This window comes from Streptomyces sp. NPDC004721 (assembly GCF_053601495.1).
Genome location: NZ_JBSGBZ010000003.1, coordinates 108,319 through 125,879, shown reverse-complemented (window position 1 = coordinate 125,879; position 17,561 = coordinate 108,319). Strand labels below are relative to the sequence as shown.

Below are 17,561 nucleotides of genomic sequence, written 5' to 3'. Positions count from 1 at the left end.
GATCGGTGACGTTCTCGGGCGTACGGAAGGACCGGCGGACGTGCGCGTCAGGACCGGCGCCAACGGTCCCGGAGGGAGGTGCGACTGCCTGCCGCCTCCCGCGCGGCGGCCAGCTGTGCCTGGACGTCGCTCAGCTGCGTCTGCAGCTCGGTGATGCGCAGCCAGGCATCGTGCTCGTTCTGCGCGATGCGCTGGGCCGCCTGTTGCTCGGCCTCCTCGGCGCGCCGACGAGCCGCCTCGACGAACAGGTCCCGCTGCTTGACCGACGCTTCGGCCTCCCGCAGCCGCGCCTCGATCTCGGCGACCCGCACCTGAGCTCCTCGGCGGTACTCCTCCCGTGCCGACGCGGCGGCGCGCTCCCGCTCGGCGACGCCCGCCTCAGCCTTGCGCAACCTCGTCTCCAGCTCGGCGACCCACGCCCCGGTGGCACGTTCCCGCTCGGTGACAGCCGCCTGGGCCTCCCACAGCCGTGACTCGAGATCCGCGATGCGCGCTTCGGCGCCCTCGCGGTACTCACGCAGCCTCCGCTCCAGGGTGTGGACCCGCTCCTCGGCGCCGTCCGTCTGCCGGGCGGCCTCCTCCGCTTCTTCGGCCCTGCGCAGCAACGCCTGGTACGCATCATGGTGTTCCTGTCTCAGACGCGCGACGCGCTCTTCGGCCTGGCTCCGTAGGTACTGCACACGGCGCTCCCGGGCCCTGTCCGCACGGCACAGCAGCTCCTCCTCCAGCGCGTCGAGCTGCCGCTCGGCCTCCACCCGGGCAGCCGCGACGCGCTCGTCGGCGGCGATCCGCTCCTCGGTGAGCCGGCGCTCGTGCTCCTGCGCCAAACTGGCGAGCTCGGCCTCGTGCTGGGCGCATGCCTCGGAGAGCAGCCGGTGAAGGTCCTCGGACGGTGCCTGGGCATCGAGACCCTCAGCCGGGTGCGCGGGCACCGGAAGGGCCTCCGCGGGAGGCGGCGCCGGGAGTTCCCCGACGCCGGCCGACGAAGCCAAGGACGTGTCGACGACGTCCTCGCCGCCGTCAGGTGCCGGCTCCGTACGTTCCGAACCTTCCGGGGCTGCCCTGGTGAACTCCTTCAAAGCGTCACGAACGGCAACGCGCGACTCCGCGCGCAGCAGAGGCCTGTCCGCCAAATAAGCTCGGGGGGGCACCCCGCCCAGGGTCTCCGAGGTCCACTCGAAGAACTGCTCGGGCCGAAGCCCGAGCTTCTTGACGGTGTCGAAGACGCTTTCCAGTACTTCGAGGGCCGTGACCACTCGGCGGTCGAGCGTGCCCCGCTGCCGTGCGGCCCGAACCACATCGCCGGCGGCCGTCGAGCCGAGCAGAATGATCAGTTGCTGTGGCCCCACGGCCAGCAGTGCGTACTCGGCGAGCCAGGCCACTCCGCCACCGAGCGGTGGCCGCGCCAGTGCCCGGGCCTTGCCCCAGTCGGCAGCGTACGCGGTCGGCGCCGTGTTGGGCTCCGGGTCCGGCTCCGCCCCGGTGTCTCCCACGGTCGCACCAGCCGCTTCCCGCGCCGGCTCGAAGACGCCGTCGGACGTCGGTATCGCCGCCCCGACGTCAGCGTCCTCCTCAGTACTCGCAGCCTCTGCGGCATCCGTCAGGGTGTCGGACATCAGGCTCATCGCTCCTGCGTCAGCGACCTCCCCCACGTCGGCGGTCCCCTCGCCGCCCATTGCCGCCTCGGCCTCCGGCACCACCGTAACCTCGACCGCCGCCTCGGCCATCGGTGCGTCACCGCTCGCGTCCACCACCACAGTCCGGGCCGGCACCACAGCCACCTGTGCTTCCTCCGCAGCAGCCATGGCAAGCCGCTCCGCTCTCGCCCTACGGAGAGCGCGTCGGGCGCGAGCAGTGCGGGCGGCGTGGGTCGCGCGAGCGATACCGGCGGCTCGCGCCGCCTCTGCAGCCCGTTCCGCCGCCCGCTCGGCCTTCTCACACTCGGCGTCCAGGTTCACCCCGAAGAGGCCGCCCACGCGCAGCCGTTCCTTCAGCTCCGGCCGCAGCTTCACCTCGAGCTGCCGGATGCGCTCCCGGGTCACGCCGAACTCGGCCCCCAGCTCATCCAGCGTCGACCGTTCGTCCCCGTCGAGCCCCAGCCGCCGCATGAGGATCCGGTGATCACGTCCGCTGAACGTGTTCACCACAGCCATGACCTCTGCGGCGTGCAGGGCGTCCAACACCTGTTTCTCCACGGACGGCAACGGCTGCGTTCGCCCCACGAAATCCGCGAGCGTCGCCCCGTCGCCGATGATCCGATCGAGGGAGTCCGTGCGCTGGCTCAGCTTCCGGGCTTGCTCCACCTTCTCCAGGCTCAGGTCGCACGCCACCGCCACGTCGGCTGCGGTCGCGGGCCGTCCTTGTGCGGCCAGGCTCCGCTCGGCGTTCGCCACCTTGCGGATCTGCTCGTGCATGTGGACGGGGATGCGGATGATGGCGCCCTCGTCGGCGATGGCACGTGTCATTGACTGCCGAACCCACCACGTCGCGTAGGTGGAGAACTTGTTGCCCATCCTCGGGTCGAACTTCCGAGCCGCTCGCATCAGCCCGAGCGCCCCGTGCTGGACCAGATCGTCGTAGTCGAGTCCCTGTTCCAGATGCGACCGCACAATGGAGTGCACGAGCCGTAGATTGTGCACCACCAGACAGTCGCGGGCTCGGACCCGCAGGTCGTCCCTCGGCAGCGCCTTCAGTTCGTCCTCGTCGGCTTCCTGCTCGATCCGGTCCACTCCGCCCCTCACCAGGACGGCAAGCCCCACCTCGGCTTCCGCGCTCAGCAGCCGTTTCTCCGGCCGTCGCTCGGTCCGATCAGCCTCCAGCACGGCCCGCGCGGCCGCCAGGGCGTCGGCGAGGTCGCCGCCCGTCGCCGCCGTGGCGGCCTCGTCCGGCGTGGCCGCCACGGTGGCCTCGTGAGATTCCTGGGATCCCCGCCAACCGCCGGCCTCCCCCGCCACAGCACCGTCGGGATCCCGCCGCACACTGGCCCCCGCCCGCAGCTCCGCGGCTTCCCGACTGTCGAGCCCCGCCAGCCGAACGACGCCCTCGAGGGCCCGGGACGTCACGCACCCGGCGGCGTCGCGATACCGCGACAGCACAGTTCGGGCAAGCTCGACACGCGAAAACACAATTTCCTCACCTGTACGTGCAACCTTTTCACCACTGGGCGAGTCCATGTCTGCGTGCATGCGCAAATCCCGCACGGGCAGACCCAGCCGGGCAAGCTCGTTACGCAACCGGTCCCGTTCACCGTCATCCAGGGCGAGCGCTCGCACACCCTGGAGGAACTCACGTTCGGGCACCACCCCGTGCACCGCGGCACGCCGCAGCCGCTTCAGCAGGTCACCCAGCACGGCCCTCGACACAGGCGCGCCGGATTCCCCGACCAGTTGACGCCCCAAGGTCTCCACCCCCACCCCAACTTCACGCCAGAGATTAGCGGTTACGCGTTAACAACGTCAACACATACTAGGTCTAGAACAGTAACTAATCCTCGTGTACGGTGCCGGTGACTGTGTTCCCTGAAAGGACGTCAGCGGAGCACGGGACAACGAGGGGTAGGCGAGTCCCCGAACGGGGCAGCGGAGTGAGGGAAGAGGGGCGGCCGTGAGCCAGGAGCTGATCGATGGCAGGTTCCGCATCGGACAGGTCATCGGCAAGGGCAACATGGGGGAGGTTCACCGGGCCGAGGACCTGCAGGTTCCGGAGGGCAGCGCCGAGCGCACCATCGCCGTGAAGACGATCCTGCGCCGCCGCACAGGTGCCCTGATCGACACCGGTGCGGATCCCAAGTCGGCGGAGCGCTTCGCGCGCGAGGTACGCATCATGCGCCGCCTCGAGCACCCGAACCTGACACGGCTCATCGCCGGTGGGGTCAGCGAGGGCGGACTGCCGTATCTGGCTATGGAGTTCCTGGACGGCGAGACGCTGCGCGACCTCGTCGAGGAGGAGCACCAGCTGCCCATATCCTGGGTGGCCGCGATCGGCGCCCAGATAGCCGACGGCCTCTCCACCGCACACGCCGCCGACGTGGTGCACCGCGACCTCAAGCCCGCCAATGTCATGCTCACCCGCGGCGGAACCGTCAAGGTCCTCGACTTCGGCATGGGCCGTATCGTCGACGACCCGGACGAGGCACGGCTGACCAGCACAGGTGTCACCGTCGGCACCGCCCGCTACATGGCGCCTGAGCAGTTCCAGGCCCGCCAGGTCACCCAGGCCGCCGACCTGTACGCGCTCGGCTGTGTGCTGTACGAAATGCTGCTCGGTGTACCGCCCTTCGTCAGCGAGTCGTACGTCGAACTCGCCCGCAAGCATCTTGAGGCCGAGCCGGCTCCCGTCGGCGTCATCCGGGGCGAGATCCCCGCCGAGTTGATCCGCGTCGTCGGCCGGCTGCTCGCGAAAGACCCGGCCGACCGTCCCGCGAGCGCAGCCGAAGTCCGCGACGCCCTGTACCTGCTGGCTGCGCAGGACGCACGCACGCCCCAACTCCCCCACTGGAGTGCTTTCGACCCGACACGGCACCTGGCCGCCGCCACCGCCCGCACCAGCACTTCCCCGTCCATGCCCGCCCCGCGGCCCGCACCGGTCACCGCTTCCGGGACGGCGATGGACGTCTTCGGCGTGCACCGCGCGCTCATCAAGGACTACCGCTCCTTCACCGAGGGCGGCACCGTGATCCGCGACGACCGCGTCGCCGCGTTCGTGGAGACGGACCTCAACGAGAAGTCGCAGTGGCCCGATCCGTGGCTGTCGCTGAACCCGTTCTTCCAGAGCGGCGGGACGGTCGCCGAACTGGTCGGGGAGAAGGTGCTCCACCCGGAGTGCGCCCGTATCTTCCAGGCGGGCAAGACGGAGGGAGGCACGGTCCCGGACGGCCGGCCGCTCACCCTCCATCGCCACCAGCGCGAGGCCATCGACGCCGCAACGCGCGGCGCCTCGTACGTGCTGACGACCGGCACCGGTTCCGGCAAGTCGCTGTCGTACATCGTTCCGATCGTGAACCGAGTACTTCATGAGCGGGACTCCGAAGGCCCGAAGGCCGAGAAGCGGGTGCGCGCCATCATCGTGTACCCCATGAACGCGCTGGCTAACAGTCAGCTCAAGGAGCTCGAGAAGTACCTTCGCGACGGCTACGGCCAGGGCCGCGAGCCGGTCACCTTCGCCCGCTACACGGGGCAGGAGGACGACGAGAAGCGCAAGGAGATCCGGGACAACCCGCCGGACATCCTGCTCACCAACTACGTGATGCTGGAGCTGATGCTGACTCGGCCGGCGGACCGGGCCAGCCTCATCAAGATGGCCAAGGGCCTCGAGTTCCTGGTCTTCGACGAACTGCACACCTACCGCGGCCGACAGGGCGCCGACGTGGCCCTGCTCATCCGCCGGGTTCGCGAGGCCTGCCAGGCCCCGCAAGTGCAGTGCATCGGCACCTCGGCGACCATGTCGACCGAGGGCACCGTCGAGGACCAGAAGAAGGTCGTCGCCGGTGTGGCGAGCACACTGTTCGGCACTGGGGTCAGCCCGGAGCACGTCATCGGCGAGACGCTGGTCCGCGCGACCGACGAGGCGCCCGAGACCGTCCTCGCCGAGCGCCTGACCGCGCCTGCCGCGCCCCGTGCGTACGCCGATCTGGTGCGCGACCCGCTGGCCCGCTGGATCGAGACCCGCTTCGGCCTGGCCACGGACGAGGCGACGGGCCGGCTGGTGCGCCGGCAGCCCACGAAGATCGAGGTCGCGGCCGGCGAGCTGGCCGAGCAGTCCGGGGTTTCCAAGGACGACTGCGTGAAGGCCATCGAGGCCACCCTGGAAGCCGGTTCGCAGGCCCGCCACCCGGTCACCGAGCGCCCCCTGTTCGCGTTCCGCCTGCACCAGTTCCTCTCCAAGGGTGACACCGTCTACGTCACCCTGGAGGACAAGCTCTCCCGCCACCTCACCCGCTCCTACCAGCTGGAACAGCCGGGCAGCGGCGGCAAGTTGCTGATGCCGCTGGCGTTCTGCCGGGAGTGCGGCCAGGAGTACCTGACGGTCTGGCGTACCGAGAAGGACGGCGAGGTCCGCTACGAGGCCCGCCGGGACACCTCCGCCACGGGCGGGCGGCAGGGCGACGGCTACCTCTACATCGATGACGAGCGCGCCTGGCCTTCCAGCGTCCAGTACGCCGTCGACGACCGTCGCCTGCCGGAGTCCTGGCTGGAACTGGACGGCGGGGGCCAGGAGGTCGTCAAGAAGACGTACCGCGACCGGGTGCCGCGCGCCGTGACGGTCGACCCGCTCGGCTACGAGGGCCGGGGCGAGCTGCAGGCCGCGTTCATCCCGTCGCCGTTCCTGTTCTGCCTGCACTGCGGGGTGGCCTACGAGCAGACGCGCGGCCGGGACTTCGCGAAGCTGGCGACGCTGGACCAGGAGGGCCGGTCGTCGGCGACCTCCCTCATCTCCGCATCGGTGGTGCGGTCCCTGAAGTCCGTGCCGGAGGAGGCACTGGACAAGGAGGCACGCAAGCTCCTCACCTTCGTCGACAACCGCCAGGACGCCTCCCTCCAGGCCGGCCACTTCAACGATTTCGTGCAGATCACCCAGTTGCGCGGAGCCCTTTACCGGGCCGCCCTGGACGCGGGCGAGGACGGCATTGCCCATGAGGAGCTGGCCTCGGCGGTGACGAACGCGCTCGCGATCGCCCCCGTGGACTACACCGGCGACGCCGACCAGCCCCCGTCGCTGGCCCGCGCCGCGGCGAAGACGCTGCGTGACGTGATCGCCTTCCGCCTCTACCTCGACCTGGAGCGCGGCTGGCGCATCACCATGCCGAACCTGGAGCAGACGGGTCTGCTGGAGATCGACTACGCCGACCTGCGCTGGGTCGCCGACAAACAGGACCGCTGGGCGGACACCCACGCGGCGCTGCGCGACGCCGACCCGACGCTGCGGGCCGAGATCATGAAGGCGCTGCTCAACGAGATGCGCCGGTCGCTCGCCATCGACGTGTCCTACTTCCGCGACGACTTCGACGCGTTGCAGCGGGCGAGTGAGGAACGGCTGGTGGACCCGTGGGTGCTGTCGGCGTCCGACCGCCCGAGCATCGGCACCGCCTACCCGCACCCGTCGTCGGGCCGTGGACTGGACCGCTCGGGCCTGTTCCTCTCGGCGCGCGGCAAGTTCGGCAAGTACCTCAGGCGCGCCGACGACTCGTTCAAGAAACTTCCCCCCGACGACCTGCAGCTCGTGATCGCGGAACTGCTGAAGGTCCTGGCCGCGGGCGGCCTGGTGAAGGAGGTGTCGGAGGCCCCGCAGCGCGCGGGCCGCTACCGCAAGGCCAACACCCCGGCCACGACCGGTTACCGGGTCGCGGCGCAGTCGCTGATCTGGCGGGCGGGCAAGGGTGAGACGGGCGCGCACGACCCGTTGACGCGCACCTACCCGAGCGGCGACGGCCCGCGGGTGAACACGTTCTTCCGGGACCTGTACAAGGAGGCGGCGAGCGCGCTGGCCGGGCTGTTCGCGCGTGAGCACACCGCCCAGGTCGCCCCGGAGGAGCGCGAGCGGCGCGAGGAGGCGTTCCGCAAGGCGGAGTTGAAGCTGCTGTACTGCTCACCCACGATGGAGCTGGGCGTCGACATCTCCTCCCTCAACGCGGTGATGATGCGCAACGTGCCGCCCACGCCGGCGAACTATGCCCAGCGTTCGGGCCGCGCGGGCCGCAGCGGCCAGCCGGCGCTGGTGACGACGTACTGCGCGACGGGCAACAGCCACGACCAGTACTACTTCCGCCGCTCGGAGCGCATGGTCGCGGGCGCGGTGGCTCCGCCACGCCTGGACCTTGCCAACGAGGACCTCGTCCTCTCGCACCTCCAGGGCATATGGATCGCGGAGGCCGGCCTGAAGCTGGGCCGCGCGATACCCGAGCTCCTGGACGTGTCGTACCCGGACACCGGCGACCGCCCCGATCCGGCCCTCGAGCTGCTGCCCGACATCCTGGCCGCCTCCCTGGACGAGAGCGCGCAGGACCGCACGGTGAAGGGGGCGCTGCGGGTACTCGGCCCGCTGCTGCCGGACTTCGCGGACACGACCTGGTGGCACGACGACTGGATCCAGGACCGGGTGCGCACGGTGCCGGAGCGTTTCGACCGGGCCTTCGACCGCTGGCGGCAGCTGTTCCGCGCCGCGCTCGACGACCAGTACATACAGAACAAGCGGCGCCTGGACTACAGCCTCACCGAGAGCGACCGCAATCGGGCCAACGCCCGCCGCCGCGAGGCGGAGACGCAGCTGACCCTGCTGATGAACGAGAGCGTCGACAGCAGGTCGGTCCTCTCCGACTTCAACCCGTACCGCTATCTCGCCTCCGAGGGCTTCCTGCCCGGCTACAGCTTCCCGCGCCTGCCGCTGGCCGCCTACATCCCCACCATCGGTCGCCGCCGCGGGGACGGCGACTATCTCCAGCGGCCCCGCTTCCTCGCCATCCGCGAGTTCGGGCCCGGCGCGCTGATCTACCACGAGGGCGCCCGCTACCAGGTGACCCGCATCCAGCTGCCTCCGGACTCCTCCGGCGACCTGGCGACCAGCGAGGCCCGCCGCTGCGCCCAGTGCGGCTACCACCACGACCCGGCGGAACGCCAGGACCGCTGCCAGATGTGCGACGAGCCGCTGGGCGCGGCCACACACGGCCTGCTGCAGCTCCACACCGTCTACACCACGCGCCGGGAGCGGATCTCCTCCGACGAGGAGGAGCGGCGTCGGGCCGGCTTCCGGCTGGAGACGTCGTACCGCTTCCAGGACCACGGCGCCCGCAAGGGCCGCCTCAACGCCTCCGTCGCGGAGGCCTCGGGCGCGCCGCTGGCCAACCTCGCGTACGGCGACTCGGCGACCGTCCGCATCACCAACCTCGGTCGAGTGCGGGCCAAGCGGGACGAGCCGCCGGGCTACTGGCTCGACCTCGCCGACGGCCGCTGGATGAACGACAAGGACGCCGCTGAGGCCTCCGGCGACTCCAGCGAGTTGCCGGTGGTCGACGAGGACGGCAAGGAGCGACGCCGCAAGAAGCGGGTCATCCCCTACGTGGAGGACCGCCGCAACATCCTCGCCGTCGCCCTCGACGAGCCGCTGCCCGAGCCGGAGGCGCTGACCCTGATGTACGCGCTGGAGCGGGGCATCGAGGCCGCGTTCGAGCTGGAGGACGCCGAGCTGTCCAGCGAGCTGCTGCCGCCGGACGACGGCCCCCGCAACCGGCTGCTGTTCACGGAGGCGGCCGAGGGCGGTGCGGGCGTGCTGCGCCGCCTCCAGGCGGAGCCGGACGCTCTGGCGAAGGCGGCCCGGTACGCCCTGTCGATCTGCCACTTCGACGAGGACGGCAACGACCTCGGCGGACCGCACCCGAACCGGCCGTGCTCCCGCGGCTGCTACGAGTGCCTGCTGACGTACGGCAACCAGCTCGACCACGCGCTGATCAACCGCCACTCGGCGCGGGACCTGCTGGTGCGGCTCGCCTCCGCGACGGCCGAGCGCGAGTCGCGCGGGGAGTCGCGGTCGGAGCAGTACCGCCGCCTGCTCGACCAGGATCCCGCGGCGCCGACCGCGGTCGAGTCGTCGACCGCCGCCGAACTGGCCGCGCAGGGCGACTACCTGGGCTGGGCGAAGGCGCGGGGACTGAACCTCCCGGACGAGGCGGGCCCGTTCCTCACCGAGGCGAACGCGATGCCGGACTTCGTGTACAGGCTCCCAGGCGGGAACGTGGCCGTCTTCGTGGACACCCCCGACAAGGGACAGGACACCTTCCGGGACGAGGACGCCGAGGACCGTCTCTTCAACGCCAGTTGGGACGTCGTCCGCTTCCCGCTCGGCGCCGACTGGGACGCGATCGCCGCCGCCAACGCCCGGTACTTCGGCACGCCTGCCGCCAACTGACCACCCTTCCAGAGGACTTGAAGACACACATGGCACTCACGTACTCCGCCGGTTCCCTGGTGAAGGCCCGCGGCCGCGAATGGGTGGTACTCCCCGAGAGCAAGCCCGACCTGCTCGTCCTGCGCCCGCTCGGCGGCTCGGACGACGACATCGCCGCCGTGTTCCCGGTGTTCGAGACGGTCGAAGAGGCGAGGTTCGCTCCGCCGGAGCCGAGCGACCTCGGCGACCAGCGGGCGGCCGGCCTGCTGCGCACCGCGCTGCGGGTGGGCTTCCGCTCGGGCGCGGGCCCGTTCCGCTCGCTCGCCGGCATCGCGGTGGAGCCGCGCGCGTACCAGCTCGTGCCGCTGCTGATGGCGCTGCGACAGAAGACGGTCCGCATGCTGATCTCCGACGACGTCGGCATCGGCAAGACCGTCGAGGCGGGCCTGATCGCAAGCGAACTGCTCGCGCAGGGCGAGGCGTCGGGCCTGGCGGTGCTGTGCTCGCCCGCCCTGGCGGAGCAGTGGCAGCAGGAGCTGCGCAGCAAGTTCGGCATCGACGCGGAGCTGGTGCTGGCGTCGACGGTCACCCGTCTGGAGCGCGGCCTGGACCTGGGCCAGTCCCTCTTCGACCGCTACCCCAACGTCATCATCTCCACGGACTTCATCAAGTCCCCGCGCCACCGCGACGACTTCGTACGCCACTGCCCCGACCTGGTGATCGTCGACGAGGCGCACACGTGCGTGGCCGCCGACGACGCCTCGGCGGGCTCGCAGAACCAGCTCCGCTACGAGCTGCTGCGCCGCGTCGCCGAGGACGCCGAGCGGCACCTGCTGCTGGTGACGGCCACCCCGCACAGCGGCAAGGAGTCCTCGTTCCGCAACCTGCTGGGCCTGGTCAAGCCCGACTTGGCGCAGGTGAACCTGGAGTCGGAGAGGGGCAGGAAGCTGCTGGCGCAGCACTTCGTGGCCCGCAAGCGCGCGGACGTACGCCAGTACCTCACCAAGGAGGACGGCCTGGCCGACGACTCGCTCGCCGAGCGCACCGCGTTCCCCACGGACCGCTACTTCAAGGACGAGACGTACAAGCTGTCCCCGGAGTACCGGGCTCTGCTGGACGACGCGATCGCGTACGCGAGCGAGCGGGTGGAGGAGGCGGGCAGCCGGGGCCGGCGCGAGGCCCGAATAGCCTGGTGGTCGGCGATCGCACTGCTTCGCTCGCTGGTGTCCTCGCCACGTGCCGCCGCGCAGACGCTGCGGACGCGGTCGGCGGCGGCGGTCGCGTCGTCGGCGGAAGAGGCCGACAAGCTGGGCGCCCCGCTCAACAGCGACGCCGCCGACAGCGACTCGATGGAGGGCATGGACGTAGCGCCCGGCGCCGAGATCGAGGAGGACGACCCGCGCTCGCGCCTGGCCGAACTCGCCGACCTCGCCCAGGAGCTGGAGGGCCCGGCGAAGGACCTCAAACTGAAGGCCCTGATCAAGCACCTCAAGTCGCTGCTCGCCGACGGCTACAACCCGATCGTCTTCTGCCGCTACATCCCGACGGCCAAGTACCTGGCCGAGCAGCTGGCGAACGATCCGGAGACGAAGAAGCGTGGCCCGCTCGGAGCGAAGACGGTAGTCAAGGCCGTCACCGGTGAACTCTCCCCGCAGCAGCGCATCGACAACATCGAGGCGCTGGCCGCGGAGGCCGGCGAGGACGCCGCCGCACGCCGCGTACTGATCGCCACGGACTGCCTGTCGGAGGGCGTGAACCTCCAGCACTACTTCGACGCCGTGATCCACTACGACCTGGCGTGGAACCCCACCCGCCACGACCAGCGCGAGGGCCGCGTCGACCGCTACGGCCAGCGTCGCGACGAGGTCCGCGTCATCACCCTGTACGGCGATGACAACGGCATCGACGGCAAGGTCCTCGAAGTCCTCATCAAGAAGCATCGCCAGATCAAGAAGGACCTGGGCATCTCGGTGTCGGTCCCGGACGAGCTCTCGACGGGCGTGACGGACGCGATCGTGGAGTGGCTGCTGATGCGCGGCCGCGAGAACGAGGACGCCCTGTTCAGCGCGGACGCCTTCAAGGTGAGCACGGCGAAGCTGGACAGCGACTGGAACTCGGCGGCGGAGCGGGAGAAGCGGTCCCAGTCCCGTTTCGCGCAGCGCGCGATCCACCCGGAGGAGGTGGCCCGCGAGGTCGCCGCGATCCGGGAGGCGCTGGGCGGCACGGGCGAGGTGAAGACGTTCGTACAGGAGTCTCTGGGCGCACTGGGGGCGGTGCTGCGCGGTACGGCCGAGTCCAGTGACTTCACCGCCCAGGTGGGCGGCACGCCGGCGGGACTTCGGGACGCCCTCGCCACGGCCGTGGGCGCGGAGGTGATCGAGCAGGACCGCCCGATCCCGTTCCGGACGGACCCGGCGGTGGCTCGGGGTGAGGCGGCGCTGGTGCGGACGGACCCGGTCGTGGGCGCGCTGGCGTCGCATGTCCTGAACGCGGCGCTGGACGCGCAGGCGGACGGCGCGCGTCCGGCACGCCGCTGCGGTGTGATCACGACGGACGCGGTGACGACGCGGACGACGCTGCTGCTTGTCCGGTACCGATTCCATCTGACCCTGCCGTCGCGGAGCGGCGAGAAGCAGTTGGTTGCGGAGGACGCGAGGCTGCTGGCCTTCGAGGGCTCCCCGAAGAACGCGGTGTGGCTGTCGCAGGAGCGTGCCGCGGCCCTGCTGGACGCGGCGGCGTCCGAGAACACGGACCCGCACTTCGGCGAGCGCATGATCAAGCGCATCCTCGACCAACTCCCCGAGGTGATCGGCCACCTGGAGTCGTACGGCGATGACCTGGCCGCCGAGCTGGACGCCTCCCACCGCCGGGTGCGCCAGGCGTCCGGCGAGATCGTCCGTGGCCTGTCGGTGACGGCCCAGAAGCCGGCCGACGTCCTGGGCGCGTACTTGTACCTGCCCGCCAACCCCACTGCCCCCGCCGCTGTCCCTGCTGCTGCCTCTGGAGCGTCCGCCTGATGTCCGCCACGACTCGCCACCAGGTGTTCACCGCCGTCCACACGGTCGGAGGCCTGCTGCCGGCCGACATGCTGCTGCGCATCTCCGAGGGCAAGGACGTCCCGGGCGCGAAGCCCGCCGACTACGGCCTGCCGTCCTCCCGCTCGGTGCGGGACGAGGCGGAGCGCAGCTGGGAGTACCTGAAACCTCTCTGGCGCGAGCTGCGCAAGCACCTGCCCGAGGACCGGGAGACGAGCCTGCCCGCCACCGATCCCACGGGTCGTGCGGCTGCCGACTGGCTTGCGCCGCTGTGGCGGGAGCTGGGCTTCGGCCGCCTGACGCCGATCGGTACGGAGGGCGTCCGGGCCGACTCGGACGCGGAGAAGCGTTTCGAGGTCTCGCACCGCTGGCAGCACGCGCTCATCCACCAGACGCCGTGGAACGCCAACCTGGACAAGCGACCGGGCGGCGCGGGCACGGTGCCTCCGCAGTCGATGCTCCAGGAGTGCCTGAACCGGACCGAGGCCCACCTGTGGGGCGTTCTGACGAACGGCCGTCAGGTACGTCTGCTGCGCGACTCCAGCGCGCTGGCCACGGCTTCGTACGTCGAGTTCGACCTCGAGGCGATCTTCGACGGCGAGCTGTTCAGCGAGTTCGTGCTGCTGTACCGGCTGTTGCACGTGTCGCGGTTCGAGGTCGCGGAGGACGCGGCACCGTCGACGTGCTGGCTGGAGAAGTGGCGCACGGAGGCGATCGCGCAGGGCACGCGCGCCCTGGACCAACTCAGGAAGGGCGTCCAGCGGGCGATCACGACCCTCGGCACGGGCTTCTTGAAGCACCCGGACAACCGGGAGCTCCGCGAGACGCTGGAGGTGAAGACCTTCCACTACGCGCTGCTGCGCCTGGTCTACCGACTGCTGTTCCTGTTCGTGGCCGAGGACCGCGAGGTCCTGCTGTCCCCGTCGGCGGACGAGACGGCGAAGGAGCGCTACGCCACGTACTTCTCGTCGGCCCGCCTTCGCCGGCACGCCCAGCGACGCCGGGGCACGGCCCACGGCGACCTGTACCAGGCCCTGCGCTTCGTCCTCTCGGGCCTGGGTAACGACGACGGCCTCCCGGAGCTGGGCCTGCCCGGCCTCGGCGGCATCTTCGACGACACGGAGGCGGACAAGGTCCTGCACCTCCTGTCCCTGTCGAACGAGCCTCTGTTGGAGGCGGTCCGGGCGCTGTCGATCGTGCGGGACACGAACAGCAAGCGCAACCGGGTGGTCGACTACCGCCACCTGGACGCGGAGGAGTTGGGCTCCATCTACGAGTCCCTGCTGGAGCTGGTCCCCCAGCACAACGCGACCGAGCGCACCTTCGAACTGGTTGAGTTGGCGGGCAACGCGAGGAAGACGACGGGCTCATATTACACCCCGTCCTCACTCATCGAGTGCCTGCTGGACTCGGCGCTGGACCCGGTCATCGACGACGCGGTCAAGCGCGGCGAGATCCGGGCAACGCGCTCGGGCCAGCCGGACCCGGGCCCGGCCATCGTCGAGGAGCTGCTGAGCCTGACAGTCTGCGACCCGGCCTGCGGCTCGGGCCACTTCCTGGTGGCGGCGGCTCGGCGGATCGCCAAGCGGGTGGCTGCGGTACGGGAGCAGAACCCGGAACCGACGATCGACGCGGTACGTCACGCCCTGCACGAGGTCGTCGCGCGGTGCATCTACGGCGTGGACCTCAACCCGATGGCGGTCGAGCTGGCCAAGGTGTCGCTGTGGCTGGAGGCGCTGGAACCGGGCAAGCCGCTGGGCTTCCTGGATGCCCACATCAAGCACGGCAACGCGCTGATGGGTGCTACGCCGGCGCTGCTGGCCAAGGGCATCCCAAACGACGCGTTCAAGCCGATCGAGGGCGACGAGAAGAAGGTCGCGGCAGCGATTAAGAAGCGGAACGCTGCGGAGCGCGGAGGCCAGTTGAGCTTCCACACGGAGGAACGCATCTGGGTGTCGAACGCGGCATTCGCAGCGAGCCTGCGCGAGATCACTGCCGCTTCGACGGACACCCTGCGCGACGTCCGCCTCCAGTCGAGCCGCTTCCGCGAGCTGGAGCAGTCGGCGGACTACCTTCGGTCCCTGCACATCAGCGACGCCTGGTGCGCCGCCTTCGTCTGGCCCAAGGTCCAGGGCGCGCCGACCCCGGTCACGGAAGGGGTCTTCCGCGACCTCCAGAGCGCGGGCGCGGGTATTCCGGTGAGCACAAACGAGGAGATCATCCGGCTCGCGCAGGAGTACAGGTTCTTCCACTGGCACCTGGAGTTCCCGGAGGTCTTCTCGGTGCCCGAGTCGGGCGCGGGTGCGCAGCCTGGGACGGGCTGGGCGGGGGGCTTCGATGCGGTGGTGGGGAATCCGCCGTGGGAACGGGTCAAGCTCCAAGAGCAGGAGTTCTTCGCGGAGCGCAGTCCCGAGATCGCCAAGGCGACGAATGCGGCGGCGCGGAAGCGGGCGATCGCCCAGTTGAAGGACGACCCCGACAGACATCTGCTCTTCAAGGAGTTCGAGACCGCCAAGAGCCGCGCGGAGGGCGAGAGCCACTTCCTGCGCATCAGCGGCCGGTACCCTCTCACGGGGCGCGGCGACATCAACACGTACGCCGTTTTCGCGGAGACGGACCGCACGCTGACCGGCCCTCGCGGGCAGACAGGCATCATCGTGCCGACGGGCATCGCGACGGACGCTACGACGCAGTACTTCTTCAAGAACCTGGTGACGAGGGGCAAGTTGGCCGCCTTGTACGACTTCGAGAACGAGGACAAGGTCTTCCCCGGCGTCCATCACGCGATGCGCTTCTGCCTGCTCACCCTGCGCGGCGCGGGGGGCACGAACGAGCCGGCCCAGATGGTATTCAAGGTGCGCCAGGCCCAGCAGATCGCCGAGCGTCGCTACCAACTGACGGCGGAGGACATCCTTCGGATGAACCCCAACACCGGTACATGCCCGGTCTTCAGCAGCCGTCGGGACGCCGAGATCACTCTGGGCATCTATCGCCGGGTCCCGGTCCTCATCGACGAGTCACGCGAGGACGGCAATCCGTGGGGGGTGTCATTCATGCGCATGTTCGACATGGCCAACGACTCCCATCTGTTCCGTCCCGACGCGCGGCAAGGTGAGACGTTCGAGGACCTCCTCAAGGACGGCTGGAACCTGCAGGGCAACGTACTGGTTCGGGGCGACGAGCGCCTGCTGCCCCTGTACGAGGCCAAGATGCTCCATCACTACGACCACCGCTTCTCCACGTACCAAGGTGCCACGGAGAAGCAGCTCAATCAGGGCACGTTGCCACGGCTCACGGGCGAGGAGCATCAAGACGCCTCGGCTGTCCCGATGCCACGGTACTGGGTCCCTGAGCAGGACGTTCCCACGGGCGAAATCGACAAGAACGGCAAGGAGATCAAGCTGCCGGGTGTTCGGTCACGGCTTGCTGCCAAGGGGTGGGAGCGGGGCTGGATCATCGGCTTCCGGAAAATCTGCCGAGCTGCAGATGAGAGAACTGCGATCACTTACGCATTCCCTAAAGCAGGCCTCGGTGACTCAGGTAACATCATCTTGCCCAACATGCTCCGGCCTGCTGGGCTCCTCTACGCCAACACTGTCTCCGTGATCCTGGACTACGTGCTGCGTCAGAAGCTCGGCGGCTCCAACCTGAACTTCTTCCAGTTCGAACAGCTCCCATTGCTGCAACCCCACGAGCTTTCGCGCCACGCATCGTTCGTCACGCCCCGCGCGCTTGAGCTGGTGTACACGGCACACGACATGCAAGCCTTCGCCCGCGACCTCGGCGACACCGGCACTCCCTTCCGCTGGAACCCCGACCGCCGGGCACCGATCCGCGCGGAGCTGGACGCCTTCTTCTTCCACCTGTACGGCATCTCCCGTGACGACACCTCGTACGTGCTCGACACCTTCAACGTCACCCGAGACAACGACATGAAGGCGCACGGAACGTACCGCACCAAGGAACTGATCCTCGCCGAGTACGACCGCATGGCCGAGGCCGGCCTCGCCCTCGACAACCCCTTGGTGGACGGTGAGAACTACACCTCCACCCTCACCCCGCCCCCGGGCCACGGCCCCCGCCACCCGGCAAAGACTTCGGACGGAACCGCGGCATGAGATACAAAGACGAAGATGAAATCAAGCGCGCGCTTGGAATCGACTCCTGGAGAAACCTCTCCAAAGACAAGATGATCAGGTTCGTGGCTATGATGCCCGACATGGGCACCGAGGTGGCCCTGAAAATCGTTGAACAGTTTCCCGCGTTCAAGGATTTCGCCCTGAATGTTGTGGATGCGATGAAGAAATCGCATGAGTCCACACTCTCAGCTAACAAGCAAAGCCAGGAACACGTCCATCAAGCCTTTCAGGATCTCAGGGAGACCATCAAGAATGAACTCGACAAGGGAGACTTGACTTGGGAACAGAAGAGGGAACTTATCGAGAAAATGCAGGAAGCTGTAAGGGAGGAGTCCCAGAAGGACAGCGAGAACAAACGGTTCTTGGATGGGGCGCTCAAGAAAGTTTTGGTGCTCGGCAGTGCTGCGGTCGTCTTGGGTGTGGCTTTTGTAGGTGGCAGGGTAATGGCTGAAAGCAAGGACAGCCCCGAAGAGACCCTGGAGGCTTGACTTTACCTCCACCCTCACCTCGC

General features: G+C 69.4%; 5 protein-coding genes. 4 read left to right on the top strand and 1 reads right to left on the bottom strand.

Annotated elements, in window-relative coordinates:
- Positions 1 to 47: 47 nt before the first annotated feature.
- Complete coding sequence (locus tag ACWEK3_RS03635) at positions 48 to 3,272, bottom strand: sigma-70 family RNA polymerase sigma factor (protein ID WP_453248832.1); 3,225 nt, start codon at positions 3,270 to 3,272, stop codon at positions 48 to 50.
- A 331-nt stretch (positions 3,273 to 3,603) separates the two neighbouring features.
- Between ACWEK3_RS03635 and ACWEK3_RS03630 the strand changes: the two genes are divergently transcribed.
- From ACWEK3_RS03630 to ACWEK3_RS03615, 4 genes are read left to right on the top strand one after another with little or no spacing between them, the layout of a single operon-like run.
- Positions 3,604 to 9,897: a protein kinase domain-containing protein gene (locus tag ACWEK3_RS03630; RefSeq protein WP_453248831.1), complete on the top strand. Its 6,294-nt coding sequence runs from the start codon at positions 3,604 to 3,606 to the stop codon at positions 9,895 to 9,897.
- 29 nt (positions 9,898 to 9,926) lie between these two features.
- Positions 9,927 to 12,893: a helicase-related protein gene (locus ACWEK3_RS03625; RefSeq protein ID WP_453248830.1), complete on the top strand. Its 2,967-nt coding sequence runs from the start codon at positions 9,927 to 9,929 to the stop codon at positions 12,891 to 12,893.
- Positions 12,893 to 17,029, top strand: a complete 4,137-nt coding sequence (locus ACWEK3_RS03620) for an Eco57I restriction-modification methylase domain-containing protein (RefSeq protein WP_453248829.1) — start codon at positions 12,893 to 12,895, stop codon at positions 17,027 to 17,029. Before ACWEK3_RS03625 ends, ACWEK3_RS03620 begins: the two co-directional genes overlap by 1 nt.
- A complete protein-coding gene (locus ACWEK3_RS03615; protein ID WP_453248828.1) occupies positions 17,026 to 17,538 on the top strand; it encodes a hypothetical protein in 513 nt (170 codons plus the stop codon). Before ACWEK3_RS03620 ends, ACWEK3_RS03615 begins: the two co-directional genes overlap by 4 nt.
- Positions 17,539 to 17,561: the final 23 nt, after the last annotated feature.

Coding starts and splice junctions, on each gene's coding strand:
- ACWEK3_RS03620 (WP_453248829.1), top strand. CDS start 12,893: ATGTCCGCCACGACTCGCCACCAGGTGTTCACCGCCGTCCACACGGTC.
- ACWEK3_RS03615 (WP_453248828.1), top strand. CDS start 17,026: ATGAGATACAAAGACGAAGATGAAATCAAGCGCGCGCTTGGAATCGAC.
- ACWEK3_RS03625 (WP_453248830.1), top strand. CDS start 9,927: ATGGCACTCACGTACTCCGCCGGTTCCCTGGTGAAGGCCCGCGGCCGC.